General features: G+C 65.3%; 18 protein-coding genes. 6 read left to right on the top strand and 12 right to left on the bottom strand.

What is annotated here, in order from left to right; translation table 11 throughout:
* The 6 genes from BMY30_RS06940 to BMY30_RS06965 all read right to left on the bottom strand — a co-directional run.
* Positions 1-96 (bottom strand): NAD-binding protein (locus BMY30_RS06940; RefSeq protein WP_139195489.1); only part of this gene is annotated, 96 nt, incomplete at its 3' end.
* Entirely contained in the window at positions 93-836 is a 744-nt protein-coding gene (locus BMY30_RS06945; protein ID WP_089711974.1) for a response regulator transcription factor, read from the bottom strand. The genes BMY30_RS06945 and BMY30_RS06940, both read right to left, overlap by 4 nt.
* Complete coding sequence (locus BMY30_RS06950) at positions 826-2,805, bottom strand: DUF4118 domain-containing protein (RefSeq protein ID WP_170840093.1); 1,980 nt, start codon at positions 2,803-2,805, stop codon at positions 826-828. Before BMY30_RS06950 ends, BMY30_RS06945 begins: the two co-directional genes overlap by 11 nt.
* 30 nt (positions 2,806-2,835) lie before the next feature.
* Positions 2,836-4,254, bottom strand: a complete 1,419-nt coding sequence (gene trkI / locus BMY30_RS06955) for a Trk system potassium transporter TrkI (RefSeq protein WP_089712296.1) — start codon at positions 4,252-4,254, stop codon at positions 2,836-2,838.
* 202 nt (positions 4,255-4,456) lie between these two features.
* Complete coding sequence (locus tag BMY30_RS06960) at positions 4,457-5,338, bottom strand: ion transporter (RefSeq protein WP_089711978.1); 882 nt, start codon at positions 5,336-5,338, stop codon at positions 4,457-4,459.
* A gap of 31 nt (positions 5,339-5,369) precedes the next feature.
* Positions 5,370-6,254: a CYTH domain-containing protein gene (locus tag BMY30_RS06965; RefSeq protein WP_089711980.1), complete on the bottom strand. Its 885-nt coding sequence runs from the start codon at positions 6,252-6,254 to the stop codon at positions 5,370-5,372.
* A gap of 104 nt (positions 6,255-6,358) precedes the next feature.
* Between BMY30_RS06965 and BMY30_RS06970 the strand changes: the two genes are divergently transcribed.
* The 6 genes from BMY30_RS06970 (at position 6,359) to glrR (ending at position 14,081) form a co-directional block, all read left to right on the top strand.
* Positions 6,359-7,039 (top strand): TIGR00153 family protein, encoded by a 681-nt coding sequence (locus tag BMY30_RS06970; protein WP_089711982.1) that lies wholly within the window; start codon positions 6,359-6,361, stop codon positions 7,037-7,039.
* 73 nt (positions 7,040-7,112) lie between these two features.
* A complete protein-coding gene (locus tag BMY30_RS06975; RefSeq protein ID WP_089711985.1) occupies positions 7,113-8,378 on the top strand; it encodes an inorganic phosphate transporter in 1,266 nt (421 codons plus the stop codon).
* Between the two features lie 141 nt (positions 8,379-8,519).
* Positions 8,520-9,833, top strand: a complete 1,314-nt coding sequence (argA, locus tag BMY30_RS06980) for an amino-acid N-acetyltransferase (protein WP_089711987.1) — start codon at positions 8,520-8,522, stop codon at positions 9,831-9,833.
* Positions 9,834-10,584: 751 nt separating this feature from the next.
* The gene (locus tag BMY30_RS06985) at positions 10,585-12,102 is read left to right on the top strand and encodes a sensor histidine kinase (RefSeq protein WP_089711988.1); all 1,518 of its coding nucleotides are present in this window, start codon (positions 10,585-10,587) and stop codon (positions 12,100-12,102) included.
* Positions 12,099-12,671, top strand: coding sequence for a hypothetical protein (locus BMY30_RS06990; protein ID WP_089711990.1), 573 nt, complete (start codon positions 12,099-12,101; stop codon positions 12,669-12,671). The genes BMY30_RS06985 and BMY30_RS06990 overlap by 4 nt, the downstream gene beginning before the upstream one ends.
* Before the next feature lie 15 nt (positions 12,672-12,686).
* Entirely contained in the window at positions 12,687-14,081 is a 1,395-nt protein-coding gene (gene glrR / locus BMY30_RS06995; RefSeq protein ID WP_089711992.1) for a two-component system response regulator GlrR, read from the top strand.
* 84 nt (positions 14,082-14,165) lie between these two features.
* Here the strand turns inward: glrR and BMY30_RS07000 are convergent, their stop codons facing one another.
* The 6 genes from BMY30_RS07000 to BMY30_RS07025 form a co-directional block, all read right to left on the bottom strand.
* A complete protein-coding gene (locus BMY30_RS07000) occupies positions 14,166-14,819 on the bottom strand; it encodes a peroxiredoxin (RefSeq protein ID WP_089711995.1) in 654 nt (217 codons plus the stop codon).
* Between the two features lie 217 nt (positions 14,820-15,036).
* Positions 15,037-16,398 carry an exodeoxyribonuclease VII large subunit gene (gene xseA / locus BMY30_RS07005; RefSeq protein ID WP_089711997.1) on the bottom strand — a complete coding sequence of 454 codons (1,362 nt, stop codon included), beginning with the start codon at positions 16,396-16,398 and terminating at the stop codon, positions 15,037-15,039.
* A gap of 77 nt (positions 16,399-16,475) precedes the next feature.
* A complete protein-coding gene (locus BMY30_RS07010) occupies positions 16,476-17,543 on the bottom strand; it encodes an AbrB family transcriptional regulator (RefSeq protein WP_244516143.1) in 1,068 nt (355 codons plus the stop codon).
* A 76-nt stretch (positions 17,544-17,619) separates the two neighbouring features.
* Positions 17,620-19,137 (bottom strand): tripartite tricarboxylate transporter permease, encoded by a 1,518-nt coding sequence (locus BMY30_RS07015; RefSeq protein WP_089711999.1) that lies wholly within the window; start codon positions 19,135-19,137, stop codon positions 17,620-17,622.
* A 12-nt stretch (positions 19,138-19,149) separates the two neighbouring features.
* A complete protein-coding gene (locus BMY30_RS07020; RefSeq protein WP_089712001.1) occupies positions 19,150-19,599 on the bottom strand; it encodes a tripartite tricarboxylate transporter TctB family protein in 450 nt (149 codons plus the stop codon).
* A complete protein-coding gene (locus BMY30_RS07025; protein WP_089712002.1) occupies positions 19,596-20,588 on the bottom strand; it encodes a Bug family tripartite tricarboxylate transporter substrate binding protein in 993 nt (330 codons plus the stop codon). The genes BMY30_RS07020 and BMY30_RS07025 overlap by 4 nt, the downstream gene beginning before the upstream one ends.
* Positions 20,589-20,647: the final 59 nt, after the last annotated feature.

Consider the following 20,647-nt stretch of genomic DNA (forward strand, 5'->3'; position numbering starts at 1 on the left):
GTCGGTGTCCACCACCGTGATGTCGTTCTCCTCCCGGGCCAGGTGCTCGGCCAAGGTGCCGCCGACCTGGCCGGCGCCGAGAATGATGATCTTCACGGAAGGTTCTCCTTCTTTTCAGCAGGATCGTCGGCGTTTTCAGGCTCGATCATCAAGCGGTAACCGATCCCGGCCTCGGTCTGCAGCAGTGATTGAGCACCGGAATCGTCACCGAGCTTCTGGCGCAACTTGCTGATCACGATGCGCAGGTAGTGGGTATCCTCAGCGTGGCTCGGGCCCCACACTTCGCGCAATAACTGTGTCTGGGTGACGACCCGGCCGCTGTGGCGGCACAAGCGCTCGAGCACGGCGTACTCCTTGGGTGTCAGGTGAACGGGCATGCCGTCACGACAGACCCGTCGTTCACTGGGGTCGATCACCAGCCCATTGTTGCGGTAGCGCTGGTCTTCCGGGGAGCCTTGGGGAGCCTCGCGAAGTCGCAGCAGAGCCCGGATGCGCGCCAGAAGCTCCCGGATGCCGAAAGGCTTGGTCATGTAATCATTGGCACCATGGTCCAGCGCCCTGACCTTTTCAGCCTCCTGGCCGCGCACCGAGACCACGACGATGGGTACCTGGCTGCGTGCGCGCAGACGGTCGAGCACCGACTGGCCGTCCATGTCGGGTAGGCCCAGGTCCAACAGGACGAGACTGGGTATCTCCTTCAGGGCCAGCTCCAGCCCCTCGTGGCCACTCGCCGCCTCGTAGACCACGAAGCCCTGAGAAACCAGGCTGATGCGCAGGAAGCGACGAATCTGCGGTTCGTCGTCGATGACCAGGATACGCTGGGGTTCAGTCGACATGACGACGAGAATCCTCGGTGGCGTCGGGCAGCGGCAGGCGCATCACGATGCGCGTGCCGATTCCATCCTGGCCAGGCTCGGCAACGATGGTGCCGGCATGGGCGCCGAGCATGCCGCGACAGATGGCCAGACCCAGTCCACTGCCATGGCGGCCACGATCGCCTTCGCCGCCGGTATAGAACATGTCGAAGACCCGCTCGCGCATATGAGGCTCGATGCCTGGGCCTCGGTCGATCACTGCGAGCCATAGCTGGCCCGACTCGACTCCGGCCTCGAGGCGCAGCAACCCGCCTGACGATGAGAAGCGCGCCGCATTCTCGATGACGTTGACCAGTGCCTGCTCGATAAGCGCTGGATGAACGTGCAACAGCGGCAGGTCCTCCGGCCAATCGCGCTGTACGCAGAGCCCCTGCAGGACGGGCCCCAGGCGCCGGAGGGCGCTGGCCACCAGATCCTCCAGCGAAATCCAGTCGCGCTCCAGCTTGAGGCCGCCCTGTCCGAGTCGCGTCATATCCAGCAAGTTCTGGATGTAACGGTCCAGGCGCTCACTTTCACTCAAGATGCCGTCGAGCAGCTCGGTCCGGTCAGCTTCGTTTAGCTGATCGGCCAGGTCGCGCAGGGTGCTGGCAGAACCGATGATCGAGGCCAGGGGGGTTCTCAGATCGTGGGAGACCGATGACAGCAGCGCCGAACGCAGACGCTCGTTCTCCTCGGAAAGCCGCGATGTCTCCAGGTCGGCGACCAGTCGGGTACGCTCCAGCGCCACCGTCAGCATGCGCAGCATGGCATCGATGCGACCCTCCTCGTCCGGCGAGGGTGGGTGCTCCCGTTTGCCCAAGGCAAGACATATCAGCGCCACCAGTCGTTCTTGTTCGACCAGTGGAATGACCTGCCAGTCGGTATCCAATGGCTGTCCGGTTCCCTTGCCGCTGGGGCGGCGGTGAAGGCGGGTCCACGTCACGGCGGTCCTGGCCTCGGCGTCGAGGCGTTGTTCCGCCGGCGCGCTATGCAGCAGTGCCACATCCCCCTTCTCATCGGTGGCATCCAGCATCACCACTGGACAGCCGAGCCAGCGCATCAGTGTTGCCACGCCCACTTCACCGACCCGTTCCCGGTCCGTCGCCACCGCCAGTTCACGGGAGAAGGTGAGCAGCTGGTAGGTCTGTTCGCGGCTCGCACGTAGGGCGAGCAGGCGCTTCCGGGCACTTCCTGCCAGTTGCCCTACCACCACGGCGACCAGCAGGTAGACCACCACGGTGACCAGTTGATCGTCTTCCACCATGACCAGCGAGTAGCGCGGCTCGGTCAGGAAAAAATTGAAACTGACGAACCCCAGCACGGCGGCCAGCATGGCGGCTCGAGTTCCCGCCAGGGCGGCACTGACCAGAACTGCGCCGAGAAACAGCAGGGATAGATTGCCCAGCGCCAGCCAGGACTTCAGGCCTGCCGAAAGAGCCAGCGCCGCCAGGGTCGCGCTCACGGCTATCCCCGTATCACGCCAATGCCAGAGACGTTGACGCGGGCGAGGACGAAAGCGCGGCCGCTGGCGTGCTTCGGCAGCCACCACGAGGTCGAAGGGTCCTCCCAGGCGGGCCAGCCGCTCCGCCAGGGGACGGCGCCAGACTCGCCAACCCGATGGGCGCCCATGGCCGACCAACAGCGTGGCGACCTTTAGTTCACCAGCCAGCGCCAAAAGCTCCCGGGCACGATCCTGTCCCGAAACCACTCGAACATCCCCACCCAGGCGTTGCACCTGGGCAAAATCGCGCTCCAGCATCAGCCGTCTCTGTGGGTCTTCTCTGTCGCTCTCGACATAGGCCGCACACCAGTGTTCACCGTGACCAGACGCCAGGCGATGGGCGGCACGCACCAGAGCGGCATCTTCTGCTCCACCGCTCAGCGCTACCAGCAGCCGAATGGGTGCGGAATGGCTCGATTGACTGGCCGTGTGCGCTTCATGATCCTGCATGGTTTCTTCAAGAGCCTTTTGCATTGTCGCCTATTGCCGCCAGAACATTGGGGTCATGAGAATCAGCACCGTCAGGATCTCCAACCGCCCCATCAGCATGCCGATACACAGCAGCCACTTGGCGGCATCGGGCAGCGCGAAGAAATTGCCGGCGGGGCCGATAGTATCCCCAAGCCCCGGACCGACGTTGGCTACGGCCGTGGCCGCGCCGGAGAGAGCCGTGATGAAGTCTACCCCCATCAAGGCAAGAGCCAGTGCCAGGCCCGCGATGGTCAGGAAAAAGAAGAACGAGAAGGCCACAACCCCTCGAGTAATGTCCTCGGTGAGCGGCTGGTTGTTGTAGCGCGAGGTAAAGATGCCGCTCGTATGAATCAGGAAGCGCAACTGGTTGCGCAGAAGGGTCGCTGCCACCTGGAAGCGGAAAATCTTCATGCCACCGCTCGTAGAACCACTGCAGCCGCCGACGAAGGTCAGGTAGAAAAAGGCCACAAAAGCCAGTGAGCCCCAGGTGCTGTAGTCGTCGGAGGCATAGCCGGTGGTGGTGACGACCGAGATGACGTTGAAGGCGACATGGGTCAGGGCTTCGAAGGGTGGGGTGTCTTGCCAGATCCGCCATGCGGTCAGGACCAGGATTACCACCGCCAGCAGAAGCAGCAACCCTTGCACCTGTTGGTCCCGCCACATAGCCATACGCGTTCCCCGTAACACGCGGATATAGAGCACGAAGGGCAGGGCGCCGCAGAGCATGAAGAGACTGGCCAGCCACAGGATACGAGGAGAGTCGGCATAAGCTCCGAAGGAGGCATCGGAGTTGGCGAAGCCTCCCGTGGCGACTGACGTCATGGCATGCACCACAGCATCGAGCGGGGCCATACCACCTAGCCAATAGGCAAACATCGCCGTGAACGTAAAGCCGCAGTAGATACCGAGCGTTGCCTTGGCAATGCCGCCGGTCCGAGGCATGACCTTGTCGGACCAGTCGGAAGATTCGGTATGGAACAGCCGCATACCGCCGACCTTCAGGAACGGCAGGATGGCGATGCCCATGACGATGATGCCGATGCCGCCAAGCCACTGCATGATGCCTCGCCAGAGCTTGAGGCCGTCGGAGAGTTGGTCGATACCACTCAGCACGGTGGATCCGGTCGTGGTGATGGCCGATACCGACTCGAATACCGCATTGGTGAAGGACAACTGGGGTGCGCCGAGTACCAGCGGCAGGCTGGCGAAGCCGCTGATGGAGACCCAGCTCAGGGTAGTAAGCACGAACATCTGCCGTGTCTTGAGCTCAAGGGGAGTTTGGTGGGTGAGTAGCCAGATCAGCGCCACTGTGCTCAGGACTATGAGAATCGAAAGGCCGAATGCCATGGCATCGGGCTCGTTCTCGATGATCAGGACCAACCAGGGGATGGCCATGAAGATGGCCAGGATCAGCCATAGCACCGACATGACCTTCAGGACCGGTGCCCAGCGGAGCGCATGGACAGTGAGGCGGCGAGTCACGACATGGGGCTTCGACACGGCCCTGATTCTCCCTGGCTGATGTCATCGGGGGTGATGAAACCATGGGAGATAATAAAAAGTCCGTAAAAACTCTCCCCCAGCGGTGAGGTGTTCCCGCCAATCCCGGGGGCGTTCTGTTGCCCTATCCTTACTCCTGCCCTTCTTTGTCTGTCTCCGCAAGTTTGGGGTCCGGATGGGTTTCATCCAGCCAGGTGCCGCAGATGAGACAGTACTTGGCATTCTTCTCATGACGGTCGTGGCCGCAGCCGGGGCAGGCTTCATCCGAGTAGCGCTCCTCGCGGATAGCACGGATCACCTGGGCGGAGAAGACACCGGTGGGCACGGCGATGATCGAGTAACCGGTCAGCATCAGCATGACCGTGATGGCCTGGCCGAGCGGGGTCACCGGCACGATGTCGCCGTAGCCCACGGTGGTCAGGCTGACAATGGCCCAGTAGATTGCCATGGGGATACTGGTGAAGCCGGCCTCGGCGGGCTCGATGAGATACATCACCGAGGCGAAAATGGTCACCAGGATAAAGATGCCGAAGAAGAACAGGAATATCTGATGGAGGCTGCGCTGTAGGGCATCGAGCAGCAGGCGCGATTCGCCGACAAACTGCATCAGACGCAGCACCCGGAAGATGCGCAGGGTGCGCAGCAGGCGAATCACGACCAGCGACTGGCCTCCGGGGATCACCAGAGTGAGCCAGGTGGGCAGGATGGCGACCACGTCGACGATACCGTAGAAGCTGCGCAGGTAGAGCCATGGCTTCTCGAGGCAGTAGAGGCGCACGAACAGTTCGATGGTGAAGGCGATGGTGAAGCCCCATTCTATCCAGTAGAAAAGGCTGCCGTATTCAGCATGGTAGGCGGGCACGCTGTCGAGCATGATCACCAGCACACTGCCCAGGATGGCGACGATCAGGGCAATATCGAAGCCCTTGGCCAGCGGCGTATCGGACTCGAAGATGATCTGGAAGAGCCGGGTGCGCAGGCCCTTGCCGGCGGGCTTGTGGGTGTGGTTCACGGGGGTTCGTCCTTGTGGTGGCCGAGGCCTGTCAGGCCAGATCGACGCCTCCGGGTAGCCGGCGGGCCAGTCGCAGCATTCGGCGGCCGAAGGCCGGAGTCAGCCAGGTCTCGGTGCCCAGGGCCTCGGCGAGGGCCCGGGCGTCGTCGTGCAGTGCCTTGTCATCGAGGGCATCATCGCCCGTTTCGGCCAGGTGCTGGAAGGCCCGGCGCGCTTCACCGCGCCAGGTCTCCTTGCCGGTATCGGCCAGGGCATCCAGTGCCACAGTGGCACGATGCAGCCAGGCCGCGGGGCCGTTGCCCCCAGGCAGTGTCCAGCCACTGCCGAGCAGTGCCCCGCCGCGGGCCGCCTTGCTGGTGTCCGAGGGTCGCAAGGCGATCGTCTCGGCCAGGTCGTCGGCGAGGGCCCAGAGGCGGGCCGGCTCGCCCGCCTTGAGCTCCAGCTCCAACTCGCGGACCGCCACTGCCTGCCCGCCTGCGCGAATCTCGCCCAGGTCCAGGGCCAGCTCGAGGGTCACACCATCCTCCTCCAGCCACCAGGCCTCACGCACGAAATCGGTGGCGAAGCGCGGTACCAGTCTCTCGAGCAGACTCGGGTCATGATCGGTCATGGGGGGCAGGGCGGCCAGCCCCGCGAGGTCGAGCCCCGGGCCCGGTACCTCCCACTCCCACTCGCCGCGGGTCGAAAGGCCGCCACCGCCCTGGCCGCGGGTCTTGAGAGTCTGCAGCAGGCGGTCGCCGGCCCGGCGCAGGCGCAGCGCCATTCTCGCCCCCTCCAGGTCGCCCTCGGGGGTGTCATAGTAGGTATTGCCCAGGCGTGTGAGCGTCGGGGCCAGGCTGGCCAGGCGAGGATGGTGGCGCAGCGCCTCGGGCGCCTCGGCTCCCAGGGCCAGTTTGAGCTCGATCTCGTCTGCCATCGGCGCGCCACCTCGTTTTGATGAACAATGGATGATTTTTTCATGACGGTGACGGTGTCAGTCACTATACTGACGCCGCCATTTTCCAGGTTCACAGATGCTCTATGGTGACATCCAATCCCTTCTCCGCGATGTTCGGTCGCTCGCCATTCCATCCGCTGCTGGCCCATATCGTCAAGGCCAACGAGTGCGCCGACGAGCTGCTGCCCTTCTTCGAGGCCTCCCTCGTCGGTGACTGGGACACCGCCGCCCAGCATCGCGAGACCATCACACGCCTCGAGCACGAGGCCGACGAGCTCAAGACCGACCTGCGTCTCAATCTGCCCAATACCATGTTCCTGCCGGTGTCGCGCTCCGACCTGCTCGACCTGATCAGCGTCCAGGACAAGATTGCCAACAAGGTGCGCGACATCACCGGCATCATGCTCGGTCGCAAGATGCAGATGCCCCAGGAGCTGGCCCAGCCGATGCGCGACTACATGCGCACCTCGGTGGCCTGCGTGGCCCAGGCACGCCATGCCCTGGAGGAGCTCAAGGACCTGCTCGAGTCCGGCTTCGGCCGCAACGTCTCCGACGTCATGCAGAAGCTGATTCGCGAGCTGCATGTACTCGAACAGCAGGCGGACGGCCAGCAGGTGGCCATCCGCCGCCGGCTGTTCGAGCTGGAGGATCGCCTGCCCCCGGTAGACGTGATGTTCCTCTACAAGATCATCGACTGGGTGGGCGAGCTCTCCGACCGCGCCGAGCGCGTCGGCAGCCGCCTGCAGATCATGACGGCCAACTGAACAAAGCGGCCCCGGCGATCCCGGGGCCGCGATTTATTGACCTTCTTCCGACCGCTACAAGGGAACCCTCCCTATGTCGATCATTGCGCAGCACGGTGAGATCTTCATCATCCTCGCCTGTCTCTTCGGCTTCTTCATGGCCTGGGGCGTGGGGGCCAACGACGTGGCCAATGCCATGGGCACCTCGGTGGGCTCACGGGCGATCACCATCAAGCAGGCGATCATCATCGCCGTGATCTTCGAATTCCTCGGTGCCTGGCTGGCCGGTGGCGAGGTCACCAACACCATCCGCAAGGGCATCATCGACCCCGAGTTGCTGCAGGATGACCCTCAATTGCTGGTCTACGGCATGCTCGCGGCGCTGTTGGCGGCGGCGACCTGGCTGCTGATCGCCTCCATGAAGGGATGGCCCGTCTCCACCACCCACTCCATCGTCGGTGCCATCGTCGGCTTCGCAGTGGCGGGCCTTGGCGCGGGCGCCGTGGATTGGCCAAGTGTGGGCACCATCGCCGCCAGTTGGGTGGTCTCGCCGCTACTGGCCGGTACCATCGCCTTCACCCTGTTCAAGTCGGTTCAGCACCTGATATTCGAGGCCCACGACCCCTTCAGCGCGGCCAAGCGCTACGTGCCCATGTACGTCTTCCTGGTCGGCTTTGCGGTGACCATGGTGACCCTCACCAAGGGCCTCAAGCATGTTGGCCTGGATGTCGGTTTCGGTGCCAGCCTGCTGTTATCGATCCTCGCCGGCCTGTTGGTCGCGGGGCTCGGCGTGGCCATGGAGCGTCGCGTCAAGGCCTCGAGCCGACAGTCCGACCAGTTCGGCTTCTCCGGCGTAGAGCGCGTCTTCGGCGTGCTGATGATCTTCACCGCCTGTGCCATGGCCTTTGCCCACGGCTCCAACGACGTGGCCAACGCCGTGGGGCCGCTGGCGGCGGTGATCAGCGTGGTGCAGACCGGTGGCGAGATCGAGGGAGCGGCCCTGGTGCCCTGGTGGGTGCTGGTACTGGGCGGCGGCGGTATCGTCGTCGGCCTGGTTACCTACGGCCACAAGGTGATTGCCACCGTGGGCACCGGCATCACCGAGCTCACCCCGAGCCGTGGTTTCGCCGCCACCCTGGCCGCTGCGGTGACCGTGGTGCTGGCCTCGGGCACCGGCCTGCCGATCTCCACCACGCATACGCTCGTCGGGGCGGTATTGGGCGTCGGCCTGGCCCGCGGCATGGCAGCGCTCAACCTGCGAGTCATCGGCACCATCGCCATGTCGTGGCTGATCACCCTGCCGGCTGGCGCCGCTCTCGCGATCCTGTTCTTCTTCACGTTCAAGGGCATGTTCGGCTAAACGTCAGCGACGAGCAGGGCAGGGGTAACTTCCTGCCCGACGTCCGAAACGGCGGTGCCACGGCAGTGGTGCCGCCGTTTTCGTCGCTCTGATATAGTGACGCTCGACTCCCCTTCGTTCACCTGCTGCCGGAGTGCGGCCTTGGATACTCGTTTCCCCTTCGTGGACTGGTTCCGCAATTCCTCGCCCTATATCAATGCCCACCGCGGGCGCACCTTCGTGATCCTGATCGAGGGCGAGGCCATGGCCAGCGGGCGAGGGGAGCAACTGATCCAGGACCTGGCGCTGCTGCATACCCTGGGCGTGCGGCTGGTGGTGGTGTTCGGCATTCGCCCCCAGGTGCAGCAGGCCCTGGACGAGGCGGGCATCGTGCCTCGTTATCATCAGGGGCGCTGGGTGGCCGACGAGGCGATCATGACCCGGGTCGAGCGTATCGCTGCCGAGCAGCGGCTGTGGTTGGAAGCGCGGCTCTCGCCGGGGCTGCCCAACACGCCGCTGCACGGCATCGAGATGACCGTGGTCTCCGGCAACCTGGTGATGGCCAAGCCGCTGGGCGTGCGTGAAGGCATCGACTTCGACCACAGCGGCGAGGTGCGTCGGGTGCGGGCAGAGGCTATCGAAGGCTTGCTCGACCGCGGTTCGCTGGTGGCGTTGCCGCCGCTGGGCTTCTCGAGTACCGGCGAAGTCTTCGACCTGGACGCCGCCGAGGTGGCCCGTCATGCCGCTACGGCGCTCGGTGCCGACAAGCTGATCCTGCTCGGCGAGGCCAGCGGGTTGTTCGACCGCAGCGGCCAGCTGCAGCGACAGCTGACCCCGGGCGAGGCCGAGCCGCTGCTTCAGCAGGCCGACCCCTACAGCGAGCTGGCCCGGCACCTCGGCGCGGCCTGTGTCGCCGCACGGCATGGCGTGGCCCGCACCCATCTGCTTTCCTGGCACGACCACGACGCCCTGCTCGGCGAACTGTTCACCCGCGACGGCGTGGGTACCATGATCACCGAGCATCGCTATGAGCAGCTGAGAGCGGCGGAGCTCGGCGACATCGGCGGCCTGCTCGAGCTGCTCGAGCCGCTGGAGCAGCGAGGCATGCTGGTGCCGCGCTCCCGGGAGCGGCTGGAGTACGAGATCGACGACTACCTGGTGATCGAGCGTGACGGCATGATCATCGGCTGCGCTGCCCTGCATACCTTCGGCGAAGCCACGATGGGAGAGCTGGCCTGCGTCGCGGTCCATGACGACTATCGTGGAGGGGCACGCGGGGAACTGCTGCTCGCCGAGATCGAGCGCCGGGCCCGCCGGCTGGAACTCTCGGCGTTGTTCGCCCTGACCACCCACACCACCCACTGGTTCTTCGAGCACGGCTTCCGCCTGGCCGACATCGAGACCCTGCCGCCGCTGCGTCGCGACACCTACAGCCACGCGCGCAAGTCCAAGATCCTGGTTAAGACCCTCGCCTAAAAGGCGCGCTGTCGCCTGGAGGCGTCGCCGGGTTTTCTGGCGTCGTCATCCGGAGACTGTGTAATGGGTTGAAAATAAAGTAATCCTTCCAGGATTTCCGAATGGCGTCGCCACGTGGCGACGAAATATCGCCCTGATTCTCTCCCTCAGCGTCTTTTCGCGGGCTTATTCCGGTCCATGTCGCCTTATTGATTCTATAAGAATATGATCTATATGGTGTAATGCGATTTTTGGCACGTCATTGGCAGTAGTCAGAGCGAGCACGTATTTGCTCCAAGCGATGTGTGATTTTCAGGCTGCGATGAGACGGTACCGCCGTCAGGCAAGGATCGGTATCGAGAGGGCAAGGATGCCCTGGCATGGATGCCTCTCCCCCACCAGGGGATCGAATCGTGCAGCATCGCCGTCGGCCTCGGTCGAGGCGGTGGTGCCAGGAACGGAGCAGGGCGGCGCACCACGCGATGGCTCGCCACCCGCATGAGGATGACCAGCCCCTGGTGGCAGATGGCGCCTCATGGCTTCGGGGCCTTCCGGCCCATGGACATTCGGGAGATGGACGGACCAGGCCGTCGATTGAGCGATTGTCCAGACCCTTCAGTTCCCTGCGTATTGGGCCGGCTCTGCCGGCCTTTTTTTTACTTGCGGACCTTATGCTGGGTGCCGATTGGCCACGGGGCGTTCGGCAGAACTCTGGTATCCTTGGAAATGGACGATGGTGGTTACCGTTACCCTTCTGCAAAGAACGCTATCCATGACCTCTGCCGTTACGCGTCGCTGGCGGCCGCGCTCGCTGTTGCAGCTGGTGCTGCTGGCCTTCCTGGTGGTGATGCTGCCGCTGGCCGTGCTGATGATCCAGGCCGGCCAGGCCATCTCCGAGCTGTCACGCCTGGCCGATGACAGTGCCCGCCAGGCCGTGGAAGAGACCCGGCGTGCCCGTTCGCTGGGTGCCCTGGCGCTGGAGATGGAGCGCGCTGCTCGCCAGTATGCCGTGGTCGAGCAGGAGAGCCTGCTGGAGATCTTCGACCAGCGCCTCGAGGAGTTTGGTGATCTGCTGGCCCAGCAGCGCCAGCTTTTGCCCGATGATCCTGACGTGGCGGCGCTGGAGGCGCAGCTCGACCGCCTCGCCGAGTTGCCCGAGCTGCCGATGGAGGCGTTCACCGCCCGGCTCGTCGAATTCCTGACCTTTGCCCAGCACACCGAGGCGATGCGCCGCGCCACCAACCGGCGCATCGACGAGCGCATCGAGGGTATCCGTGCCCGAGCCGAAGCCGTGCAGGTCCGCCTGTGGTGGCAGACCGCGGCATTGGTCTCGGCGAGCCTGGTGCTGATGCTGTTGTTCACTCGCCTGATCATTCACCCGATTCGCCAGCTCGAACGGCGCATCCTGGGGATCGGCAGCGCGGGCGGCGACACGCGACAGACGTCGCGCTCCTTCAAGGGCCCGGCGGAGCTGGTCGCCCTGGACGAGCGGCTGGACTGGCTGGCCTCGCGGCTCGACGAGCTGGAGGCCCAGAAACAGCAGTTCCTGCGCCACATGTCCCACGAGCTCAAGACACCGCTGGCCAGCGTGCGCGAGGGCTCGTCGCTGCTCGCCGACGGCGTGGCCGGCGAGGTCACGCCACGCCAGCGCGAGATCCTCGAGCTGATCGATACCAGCGGTCGCGAACTGCAGCAACTGATCGAGCAGCTGCTCGACTACAACCTGCTCCAGCACAACCGCCAGTTGGACATCGAGCGGCAGGATGTCGCCACCGTGGCCAAGGAGGTGCTGGCCAAGCACCGCCTGGCCCTGGACAGCAAGCAGATGCGGGTCAGCTGCTTCGATGGCCCTCTGGCCTGGGAGCTAGACCGCACCGCCACGGTACGAATTCTTGACAACCTGATCTCCAATGCCGTCGCTTATGGTGAGGACGGCGGCGTGCTGGAGATTCGTGCTCGTCCGCTGCACGACCGGCTGGTCATCGAGGTGGCCAATAGCGGTGAGCCGATCGCCGAGGAGGACAGCGCCCGGCTCTTCGAGGCCTTCTTCCAGGGCCGTGGACGCCGCAAGGGGCCGCTCAAGGGCTCTGGCATCGGCCTCTCGGTGGCCGCCGACTGTGCCCGGCTTCAGCACGGCAGTCTGGAACTCGTCGACGACGCCCGGCTGGCGGTGTGCTTTCGCCTGACCCTGCCGCGGCGGGCGCCGGCACCCGAGCAAGACCTTGATCACGAGCACGACCACCCGACGCTCGCCACGGCGGGCGATCACTCGAGGAATGACACCCCATGACCGCGCGCCCTTGGCTCATGTGCCTTGCCACGGCCTTGCTGGCCGGCTGTCAGTATCTGCCCGAGCAGCTGCAGTTGCCCTCTGGCCCGTCCTCCCAGCAGAGCCCTTCCAATGGCTCGTCGCTGTGCCAAGCCGAGCTGCCCGATTTCGACAACGAGTCTTGCCTGCTCCACGACTGGGTGGCCTTCGGCCTCGCCTCCCAGCGTGGCGATCAAGCTTGGCGGGAGGCCACCCTCACGCGCCTCGAAGGCGAGAGTAACGAACGTCGCCTGGCGCGGGCCGTGTTGCTCGCCTGGGGAAACCGGCTGCAGTGGAACCTTGCCTCGGAGCTCTACAAGGCCGATCTGCATGCGGCACCTGCCGACCTGCAGCCGCTGGTGCGCTATTGGCTCAACGAACTGGAGGGGCGTCGCCGCCGGGCCGGCCAGCTGGCCGAGAGCCGCATCGAGCGTGAGGCCGCCGTGGAGGAGAACGCGGCCCTCACCGAGGAGCTCGAGGCCCTGGCCGAGAAGCTCGAGCAGCTCACCGCCATCGAACAGAGCATCAACCTGCGACAGCAGAATGAATGAACCGGGAGAGACGACATGAAGCAGACCGGACGCCTGCCCAACGCCGGTGAACACGGCGCACACATCCTGCTCGTGGATGACGACGTCAGCCTGTTGAAACTGCTGGGCATGCGGCTCGAGAGCCGCGGTTATCGTGTCACCACCGCGGAGAGCGGCCGCGAGGCGCTCAAGCGGCTGGAAGCCGCACACCCCGACCTGGTGCTGTCGGACCTGCGTATGGACGAGATGGACGGCCTGGCGCTGTTCCAGGAACTCCAGCGCCGGATGCCGGGCCTGCCGGTGATCCTCCTCACCGCCCACGGCTCGATCCCCGATGCCGTTAGCGCCACCCGACAGGGGGTGTTCGGCTTCCTCACCAAGCCGGTGGATCGCGACGAGCTCTTCTCCGCCATCGATGACGCCCTGGCCCAGACCTCCGGCGCCGGCACCCAGGGCGATGACCACTGGCGCGAGGCGATCATTACCCGCAGCCCGGAGATGGAGCGTATCCTCGAGCAGGCCCGCATGGTGGCCGCCGCGGATGTCAGTGTGCTGATTACCGGCGCCTCGGGGTCGGGCAAGGAACTGCTGGCCAGCGCCATCCACCAGGCCAGCCCGCGGGCCGACAAGCCCTTCGTGGCGATCAACTGCGGTGCGCTGCCCGAGCAGTTGCTGGAGAGCGAGCTGTTCGGCCACGCCCGGGGTGCCTTCACCGGGGCGGTGAACGAGCACCGCGGCCTCTTCCAGGCGGCCGACGGCGGCACCCTGTTCCTCGACGAGATCGGCGACATGCCGCTGACGCTGCAGGTCAAGCTGCTGCGCGCCCTGCAGGAGCGCCAGATCCGTCCGCTCGGCTCCACCACCTCTATCCCCATCGACGTGCGTATCATCTCGGCCACTCATCGCGATCTGGACCGTGCCATGCACGAGGGCGAGTTCCGCGAGGACCTCTACTACCGCCTCAACGTGGTGAACCTCAAGCTGCCACCGCTCAAGGATCGCGCCGAGGACGTGCCACTGCTGGCCAAGCACCTGGTCGCCCAGGCCGCCGCCCGGCACAAGCCCTTCGTTAAGGGCTTCTCGCCGGAGGCGCTCAACCTGCTGGCCACCTCGGCCTGGCCCGGCAACGTGCGCCAGCTGGTCAACGTGGTGGAGCAGTGCGTGGCCCTGACCACCTCGCCGATGATCCCGGAGGGGCTAGTGGCCCAGGCCCTGGCCGCCGAGGACAACGCCCTGCCCACCTTCAACGACGCCCGGGCCGCCTTCGAGCGCCGTTATCTGGTCAAGGTGCTCAAGATCACCGAGGGCAACGTCACCCAGGCGGCGCGCATCGCCGGTCGCAACCGCACCGATTTCTACAAGCTGCTGGCCCGCCATGAGTTGGAGCCCAGCGCCTTCAAGCCGGCCACGCGCCAGGCCGAGCACCACTAGTCTCCGGCACGCATTCTCCGGCACACAACGCGAGACCCCCTGCCGAGGCAGGGGGTCGTCAGTGCGTAACGCGAACCTTACGCCTTATTTGGGCAGCTTGGTCCGGCGCAGGTAGGGGAAGACGGTCTCATATTCGCCGAACTTTGCCTTGGCATCCTCGTTGGAGACCGTCGGCGGGATGATCACGTCCTCACCGACGTTCCAGTCGGCCGGCGTGGCCACGCCCTTGCCGTTGGCGGTTTGCAGGGCATCCAGGGCGCGCAGCACCTCGGCGAAGTTGCGGCCCACGTTCATCGGGTAGGTCATGGAGAGCTTGAGCTTCTTGTCCGGGCCGATGATGAACACCGTCCGCACGGTGGCGCTGTCGGCCGGGGTGCGACCGTCCGGCAGATAAGCCTCGGCCGGCAGCATGTCGAACAGCTTGGCGACCTTGAGGTCCTCGTCGGCGATGATCGGGAAACCGACCTCGCAGCTGGCATAGCTGGAGATGTCGTTGATCCACTTCTTATGGTCCTCGACGCCGTCCACCGAAACGCCGATCACCTTGGTGTCGCGCTTCTTCCACGCCTCGTTGAGCTTGGCCACGGCGCTGAACTCGGTGGTGCAGACCGGGGTGAAGTCCTTGGGGTGGGAAAACAGGATCGTCCAGCTGTCGCCGATCCACTCGTGGAAGCGGATCGGGCCCTGGCTGGTATCGGCCTCGAAGTCGGGTACGACGTCATTGATGCGCAGTGACATGGTGCAACTCCCATTCTTTCGGGTGGACGAACCTGCCGGCACGCGTTCCGCCATGCAGGCAGTGAAATTTGAAGATGCCTCCATTGTCGGGCCTGCCGGTTCTCCCGACAACGGCCTGGCACCGTCTTCTTATTTCTTAAAACCGTAAGTTATATGTTGAGGCAGCAATGCTCAGGGAGGGTTAGTCCGGGGGCAGGCCGTCGCACCTGCGCCTGGTTCATTCCTCCCTGCGGTCCAGCACTCGCAGGGCGAGCCGTCCCTCGCCCAGCCGTGCCTCGAGCGCTTGGCCGGGGGCGGTATCTGCCGCCCGGCGCACGACCTGGCCATGCTCGTCCTCGAGAATCGCATAGCCGCGTCCTAGTACCGCCAGCGGGCTAACGGCCTGCAGCTCACGAACCAGTCCGCCCAGCCGCTCGCGATGGCGGGCCAGCTCTCGCGGCATGGCCTGATGGAGCCGTCCGCGGGCTCGCGTGAGCCGCTGTTCGGCCTGCTCCACCAGCCGGCCCGGCGAGCGCAGCGCAAGGCGCTGGCGCAGGTGTTGCTCTCGGCGCCGTTCACCGGCGAGCCTGGCCTGCATGGCCCGCCGCAGGCGTCCCTCCAACTCGGTCAGTTGCTGACGGCGCGCGTCCAGCACCTCGCCTGGATGACGCAGCCGGGCTCGTAGGTGGTCCAGGCGTTGGGCCTCGGTCTCCAGGCGGGCGCGCTGGGCACGGGTGAGCCGCTCGGCCAATCTCTCGAGGCGGTGGAGCCGCTCGCGGCGATCGGGTACCAACTGCTCGGCGGCGGCCGAAGGGGTGGGGGCGCGCAGGTCGGCGGCGAAGTCGGCCAGGGTGACGTCTACCTCATGGCCAACCGCCGACATCACCGGCAGCCGCGAGTGGAAGATCGCTCGAACCAGGTGCTCGTCGTTGAAGGCCCAGAGATCCTCCAGGCTGCCGCCACCCCGGGTGATCAGGATGGCGTCGCGGGCCGGGTCCAGCGCCTGCTGGCGGTTGAGCAGGCCAAGCGCCGAGATCAGCGCTGGGGCGGCCTCGCGCCCCTGCACCGGCACCGGGATCAGCGTCACCTGCACCAGCGGCCAGCGCGCTGCGAGCACCGCCAGCACGTCGCGGATCGCTGCGCCGGTGGGCGAGGTGAGCACCAGCAGGTGGCGCGGTGGATAGGGCAGGGGACGTGCGTTGGCGAAGACGCCCTCGTCGGCGAGCCGGGCCTTGAGGCGCTCGAAGGCCGCCAGCAGTTCGCCTTCGCCTGCCGCCTGCACCGCCTCGACGAGCAACTGATAGTCGCCGCGTGGCTCGAACAGCGACACCTGGCCACGCACCTTGACCCGGTCGCCGTCGTGCAGGGGGGTAGCCACGAAGCGCGCCCGGGTGCGGAACAGGGCGCAGCGCAGCTGAGCCCGGTCGTCCTTGAGGGTGAAGTAGATGTGCCCCGAGCTCGGCCGCGACACGCCGGAGAGCTCGCCCTCCACCCACACCTCGCCGACATCCTGCTCCAGCGCCTGGCGAGCGCGACGGTTGAGCTCGCTGACGGAGAGGGCAGGGGGGGCGACGGTGGTGCCGCTGGCGTTGGGGGGCATGGTGGCAAGGTCTCCGGCCGGTACGCCGCCCAGCCTAGCATGGAACCGGCCCTGCCTGGTTCCTGGTGCCGGTCGCGTCAGGCGCTCAGGCGCCGGCAAGCGCCCAGCAGCACCGGCATCAGCAGGATCAGCACCGTGATGCGAAGCAGGTGGTGCGCGGTGACGAAGGCCGGGTCGATGCCCAGTGAGAGCGCGACCAGGCTCAGCTCGGGCGCCCCGCCCGGCATGTAGGCGAGCAGCGCCGCCGGCAATGACACCCCCGCCCCAGCGTGGATACCCCAAGCGGCGAGGATGGCGATCGCCAGCAGGCCCAGCGCCTGCAGCGCGGCCATCACCAGGGTATGGCCCACCTGGGCCAGCGAGGTCCCCGTGAAGCGCACACCCACCGAGACGCCGATGATCACCTGGGCAAGGGCCAGCAACGTCGGCGGCACCGCGGCGTGGGTGACGCCGGTGAGGTGCAGTGCCGCCGAGGCCAGCGCCGGGCCGAACAACATCGCATTGGGCAGGCGCACGAGGTGTCCCAGCCAGGCGCCCAGCACGCCGGCACCGGCCAGCCAGGCGGCATCTGCCGGGCCAGGCAGCCACAGCCACTGGGCCGGGTCCGTCATGGCGCTGCCCAGGTCGACGTGGCCGATGGCCTGCAGCACCGGCGGAATGGCCACCAGCAGCACCAGGATTCGCACCGCATGGGTCATGCCCACCACCCGCAGGTCGGCGTTCGAGTCCAGCGCCATGCCGGTGACCGCCGAGACGCCCCCGGGCACCCCGGCATAGAGGGCGGTGTCCAGTGAGTGGCCGGCGATCCGCCGCGAGAACCACACCGAGAAAGCCATCATCACCGCGGTGGCCAGCAGCATCATGCTCAGGCTGGCGCCCCACAGCGTGAGGCCGCCGGTCATCTCCGGGGTGAAGGCCGCGCCGAGCATCACGCCGATCACCACCAGCACGCCCTGGCGGCCCCGTCCCGGCGAGCGCAGCCGGGCGCCGGCGAGGCTCGCCACGGTGGTCGCCAGCATGGCACCCAGCAGCCAGGGCAGGGGCAAGTGCAGCGCATAGGCGAGGCCTCCGCCTCCGAGTCCCAGCGCCAGGGTGGGCAGGAAGCGGCCCAGGCCCACCAAGGAGCGTTCCATCGCATCGCGCAAGTCGTGATTCCTCCGATCAAACGCCCCGGTCCCACCTTGGGGGCCGGGGCCAGGGGAGAGAGGGTCGAAAGTTGGCTCAGCTGTCCTCCACGTCCTCCCGAGGCGCGTTGCCGGCCAGTAGCTTCGGTACCAGCCATGGCAGCACCAGCAGTAAGGCAGCGGCTATCCACAGCCCCAGTGAAATACCCGACTGCCAGAGGATGCCGACATCGCCCCCGCTGATCGACAGCGCGCGGCGCAGGTTTTGCTCCATCAAACCACCCAGCACGTAGCCAAGAATCACGGGGGCCAGGGAGAACCCCAGCTTGCGCAGCAGGTAACCGAACACGCCGATGACCAGCATCAGGTAGATGGCAAACAGGTCGGAGTGCAACTGATAGACACCAACGAAGGCCAGGATGGCAATGGCGGGCACCAGGACCCAGCGCGGAATGGTCAGCACGCGAGCAAATACGCCAGCCAGCGGCAGGTTGAGCGCCAGCAGTACAACGTTACCGATGTACAGCGAGGCGATCAGGCCACCGGCCACTTCCGGGCGCTCGGTGAACATCATCGGCCCTGGGGTGATGTTGTAGAGCATCAGCGCGCCGAGTAGGACGGCCGTGGTGCCAGAACCGGGAATGCCTAGCGTCAGCATGGGCACGAAGGAGCCAACTGCAGCCGCGTTATTGGCCGACTCTGGCGCTGCCAAACCGCGCATATCGCCCTTGCCAAAGGTGCCTTCCTTGTCGGAAAGGCGCTTCTCGGTGGTGTAGGAGACCGCGCCGGCCACCGACGCACCGGTGCCGGGCAGCACGCCAATGATAAAACCTAGCAACCCCGAACGGCCGATAGCACCTTTACATGCAAGTACTTCCTTGAGGGTGACGAAGACCCGGCCCAGCGGCGGGAGCTTGCCGTCGTCCTCCGAGCGGTGGGCATGCTCGAGCATCAGCAGAATTTCACTGATGGCAAACAGCCCAATGATCATCACCACGAAGTCGATGCCGTCGTAGAGCTCGGGCAAACCGAAGGTATAGCGCAACACGCCGCTGCCGGAGTCGATGCCTACGGTGGCAATCAGCACGCCGAGCACCGCGCCAATGGCGGTCTTGATCGGGTCCTTGCCCATCATCACCGACATGGAGGAGAACGCGAATATCATGAGCGCAAAAAATTCTGCTGGGCCGAACATCACCGCGACTTCTGCCAGCAGCGGCGCAAAGAGTGTCAGGCCAATAATGGCAATGGTCGCGCCAATGAATGAACTGACGGCCGAAAGGCCTAGAGCGGGGCCTGCGAGCCCTTTCTGTGCCAGCGGGTAGCCATCCAGGGTGGTCATGACAGCGCCGGCATCACCAGGCACGTTGAGCAGGATGCTCGACATGCGCCCGCCGTATTCGGCGCCAGTGTAGACGGCGGCCAGCAGGATCAGCGATGACTCCGCCGGCAAGCCAAGGGTGTAGGCCAACGGCATCAGGATGGCTATGCCGTTGATCGGCCCGATGCCCGGCAGTGCCCCGAAGAGCGTGCCGAGCAGCGCGCCAAGGAAGGCCAGGCCCAGGTTGAGAGGCGTCAGCGCGACGCCGAAGCCGTCGATCAGGAAATCGAACATCTCAGCGATCCTTTAGATGAAGCTGGCGAACAAGTAGCCAGAAGGCAGACTGATGCCGAGGGCGGCGGTAAACAGAAAATAGCCGACAATCGACATGACAACGCCGGTGATCAGTGCCTTACCCCAGGTCGCATCAAACAGTCGCGCTAGAGCGGTTACCACCAGCAGCGATGAGACGATGAACCCCAACTGTCTGAACAAGACGGCATAGACCAACAGCAACACCAGCACCAGTAACAACCGGAGCGCCAGCGCCTTGTGCGGCCAGCTGCCGTTGTCGCCGGGCCTGAGGATCATGGCCAGCGATAGTAAGGTCAGCAGAATCGACAGCCCCAAAGGGAATGCCTTGGGGCCGACGGGCTCATAGCTGAAAGGTATTTCCAGCTGAAGGGCCTGGACGGCGATAAACGCCGCCAGACCGATCAGGGCAATACCCAGTACTCGGTCGGCGGCGATTCTCATTGCGTTAGACCCACTTCTTCGGCCAGCCCTTTGAATTCGCCAACCTGTTCTTTGACGTAGCTGTCGAAGTCGTCACCGAAGCGTGACATCGGGAAGAGACCGCGCGCTTCACGCAGTTCGGCAAAGACAGGGTCTTCTGCCAGTTCCTGCATGCGCTCGATCCAGGCCTGGTAGGCTTCGTCGCTGACGTCCGGACCCATGTAATAGCCGCGCCAGATCGGCCACTGGACGTCGTAGCCCTGCTCGGCCGCGGTGGGGATTTCAGCGTAGGGGCCGTCCATGCGCTCTTCGGAGAGGGCCGCCAGTACGCGGATCTTGCCGCTCCCAAGCTGTGACTTGAGCTCGGAGAGATCGCCGGTGAAGACCTGGATATGGTCGCCGAGCAATGCTGCCAGGGCCTCGCCGCCACCCTCGAAGGCCACGTAACGAAGGTCTCTTGGCGACATGTCCCCGGACTTGGCGATCAATGCCGCCTTCATCCAGTCCTGGCTACCAACCGTTCCACCAGCGCCGAAGGCGATCTCGCCCGGGTTGTCCTTGAGGTCGGCCATCAGCTCATCGAGGTTTTCCCAAGGCGCATCGGCACTGACGACGATAGCGCCATAGTCGACGCCGAGCGCGCCCAACCAGCGAACCTCATCAGCGTCGTACTGGCCAAACTTGCCCAGCGCCAGGTTGACGGCGGCACCGGTGCTGGCGGCAACGATCAGGCCAGGGTCATCGGTGCGTACACCGTTGACATGGTTATAAGCTACCGCGCCAATGCCACCGGGCATGTAGCTGACCATCATTGGCTTGCTGATCAGGCCGGTATCCTGCAGGCCATTGGCAGCCAGTCGGCACGTCAGGTCGTAGCCACCGCCGGGCTTGGCTGGCGCGATGCACTCGGTGGATTCCGGGATTGTCTGAGCGTGAGCCTGACCAATAAACAATGCACTGCCGATGACGGCAAGGCCAGAGGCGCGGCGAAGGGTTGGGTTGATCTTCATGACGAACTCCTGTTCTCTTGTAATGAAGGGCGAGCAAGGGCCTCGCCCGCCATCTCGTG

The organism is Halomonas daqiaonensis (genome assembly GCF_900109725.1).
GTDB lineage: Bacteria > Pseudomonadota > Gammaproteobacteria > Pseudomonadales > Halomonadaceae > Halomonas > Halomonas daqiaonensis.